Source organism: Emticicia sp. (assembly GCF_049241225.1).
Lineage (GTDB): Bacteria > Bacteroidota > Bacteroidia > Cytophagales > Spirosomataceae > Emticicia.
This window is the reverse complement of sequence record NZ_JBMLRC010000180.1, coordinates 13,065-16,658: the sequence shown is the minus strand read 5'-3', so window position 1 is coordinate 16,658 and position 3,594 is coordinate 13,065. Positions and strand designations below refer to the sequence as shown.

Here is a 3,594-nt window from a genome sequence, read left to right as displayed (position 1 = left end):
CTCTAAAGAAGCGTCCGTTATGGCAGTATTTTCAAGATTTAACTTGGTCAGGTTTTTAAAATTAGTGATTTTTTTAATGGCATCATCATTGACTGGTTGATTACTTAATCTTAGGTTAATGAGTTGATTATTAATACTTTCCAAATCGTTTAATAATGTAGGTTGATAGTTTCGGACATTCACAAAATTGGCCGAAATATAATTTGAGCCATTGCTCAGATAAGTAATTCTGATGTTTTGTTGTGTTAGTTTTTCAAGTATAGCAGGACTAACAGCTTCTACATTACTTGCCAATAATTTTGAATCTTCTTCTTCGATGACTGGAACATTAGTAATTGCTTCTGATGAAATCGGTATATTTTGAATGAAGGTTTGCTCTAAAGGTTTTTCATTGGCAATAGTCTCAACTTCTTCTACAAAAGAAGCTCCTTTTTTTATCCAAGAATAAATGGTCGAAATCTCGTTTCTGGTAAGTTGCATTTTACCTTTTGGGGGCATGTGTTTATCATCGTCTTCGGGTAAAATTAAATGCGTAAATAATGTACTTTTGTTTGGATTCCCAACGCTCACAATACGTCCATTTTTGCCACCTTTTTTTATAAAATCTTCCGAATCTAAGCGTAAACCACCTTTCTTTTTGCTGGCAGAGTGACAGTTATAACACTTAGTTTTAAGAATCGGAATAATCTTATCTCGATACACAAACGATTTTCTTACGGCCGCATGATTGATGCTTTGTGTCGTGTCAATATTTTCAAAAGAGGCAATTTTTGTGGTGTCTATCGAGATAGAAGTTTTGTTTTGAGAAGTAAAAAGATAGCCTTCACCATGTGTGATATTTCCCCCGAAATGCCCCGCTATTGTCAAACAAATGATGGTTGCGGTTGCTAAAATCCAGCGATGATTTTTGAGAAAATATGCCAAAATTCCAAGTACGGCGGTACTTATACCTGTCCATTGATGCTTGAAAATAGCTTCGGTTTCGTAGTCGCCAGATTGGGCTAAAAACCAACCTGCTATACAAGCCATGACAGAAGAAATTGTTCCGAGAAGTAGTGCTAAATCAATGGCAGCATTCATGTCAATCTTTCTGAATTGCTGCAAAATCATCATTACATAAGCAAAAATCAGAATGCCGATGGGCAAATGCACAATGAGTGGATGTAAATGTCCGATTAATTCTGTTTGAAACATTTTTGTTTTTGTACAAAGATTTTCTCAAAATTAATCAAATTTACTTCTCAGAAAAGAAAGTGGTGAGATTAGATTTTATGTAGATAAAATTGGATAGAATGTATTTTAGAAGTCAGGTTTTTATGCCTGACTTCCAAACTTTTATAATTTCCCTTTCAAAAAATCAGCCGTATAATTGCCTTCGAGTTTGGTCATAGCTTCAGGTGTACCTTCAAATGTCAAATGACCACCTTTTTCGCCACCTTCGGGGCCTAAATCAATAATCCAGTCGGCCGATTTTATCACTTCCATATTATGCTCAATGATAATCACCGTGTCGCCTTGGTCAACCAAAGCATTGATGGCTTTCAAGAGCTTTTTGATGTCGTGGAAGTGCAAACCAGTAGTTGGTTCGTCAAAAACAAAAAGCGTTTTACCTTTATCCGCATTGCCTTTGCTCAAGAAAAATGCCAGTTTTACACGCTGAGCTTCTCCACCCGAAAGCGTACTTGACGACTGCCCCAAACCAATATAACCCAAGCCAACATCTTGGAGCGGACGAAGTTTATCTGCCAATTTTGGCTCACTTACACTAAAAAATTCAATGGCTTCGTCAACGGTCATTGCCAAAATATCAGCAATATCTTTTTCATTATATTTTACTTCCAGAATCTCCTGTTTGAAGCGTTTTCCGCCACAACTTTCGCATTTTAGGCGTACATCGGCCATAAATTGCATTTCGATTGTCTGCTCGCCTTCACCTTGACAAGCTTCACAACGCCCACCATCAACGTTGAATGAGAAGAAAGCTGGTTTGTAATCTCGTGCCTTTGAAAGTTGTTGTTCGGCCATCATTTGGCGAATGTAATCATAAGCCTTGATGTAGGTAACGGGGTTCGAGCGAGAAGATTTTCCAATCGGATTTTGGTCAATCATTTCAACCTGCGTGATGCGGTCGAGTGAACCAACCAAACCAGCGTATTTGCCTGCTTCTTCACTATATTCTCCTTTCAAACGAGCGATTGCAGGAAATAGGATTTTACGAACTAAAGTCGATTTTCCCGAACCACTCACACCTGTAACAACTGTCAATACCCCTAACGGAAACTTTACATCCACTTCTTTGAGGTTATTTTCTCTTGCCCCTTTCAGTTCAATAAAATCAGTTGGTTTTCGGCGTTGGATAGGCACAGGAATTTGGTCGATTCCTGTGAGGAAATTGATAGTGTGGGACGTGCTATTTTCGCTTGATTTTTTATTAATTTCTGTCCAACTTCCTTGAAAAATCAACTCGCCACCCAGCCTTCCAGCATTTGGGCCGATGTCAATGATTTGGTCGGCAGCACGCATGACTTCTTCTTCGTGTTCAACCACCACAACTGTATTGCCCATATCTCGCAAAGATTCCAGAACGCTTACTAAACGCTGTGTATCTCGTGGGTGTAAGCCAATACTTGGTTCGTCAAGAATATACATCGACCCAACCAACGAACTACCGAGCGAAGTGGCCAACTTGATACGCTGAAATTCACCGCCCGAAAGACTTGAAGCAAGACGATTGAGGGTTAAGTATCCCAACCCAACTCGTTCCATAAATTCCAGTCGGCTGTTTATTTCTATCAAGATTCTTTTAGAAACGGCTTTCTGATAATCGGGTAGTTCTAAATTCTTGAAGAAAACTGCCAAATCTGAAATCGGCATCAAAACCAAATCAACGATTGAAGCACCGCCGATTTTTACATAACTGGCATCTTTGCGTAAGCGTGAACCTCGACAATCAGGACAGTCAGTGCGGCCACGATAGCGAGAAAGCATCACACGGTATTGCACTTTATGCACTTGACTTTCAATGTCGGCAAAGAAAGCGTCAAGTCCTTGAAAATATTCATTACCCGTCCAAAGTAATTGTTGTTGTTCGGAAGTTAAGTCTTTGTACGAGCGGTGAATTGGAAAATCGAAACGAATGCCATTTCTGAGCAAAGGTGCTACCCACTCGCTCATGCGTTCGCTTCGCCACGGAGCAATCGCTCCTTCAAAAACTGAAAGGTTTTTATCGGGAATTACCAATTCTGGGTCAATTCCCAAAACTTTTCCGAAACCCTCGCAGCGTTTACAAGCTCCATAAGGATTATTAAACGTAAAGAGATTTACGCTCGGTTCTTCAAAAGCTATTCCGTCGAGTTCAAATTTATCTGAAAATGTACTGCGAATAGTTTGGCGTTCGCCAGTTTCGGCATTTGTCGTGATAATATCAACTATACACTCGCCTTCGCCCTCAAAAAATGACGTTTGTACCGAGTCAGAGAAACGAAATTGTGTATCTTCATCGTCGTGTTTCACAACGTTTCTGTCAATCAGAATCTCTAAATCTTGTTCTTCTGAGAGTTTTATTTTTGCTTCTTGTAGGTCTTCGATTTGCTT

Annotated in this window: 2 protein-coding genes; both read right to left on the bottom strand. The window is 39.5% G+C overall.

Features of this window, described 5'->3' with window-relative positions; all coding sequences use genetic code 11:
- The coding region (locus ACOVO2_RS10245) for a c-type cytochrome domain-containing protein (protein ID WP_421769875.1) at window positions 1-1,194 on the bottom strand (1,194 nt) is incomplete at its 3' end.
- A 141-nt stretch (window positions 1,195-1,335) separates the two neighbouring features.
- Window positions 1,336-3,594: excinuclease ABC subunit UvrA (uvrA, locus tag ACOVO2_RS10240; RefSeq protein WP_421769874.1), on the bottom strand; the 2,259-nt coding region annotated here is incomplete at its 5' end.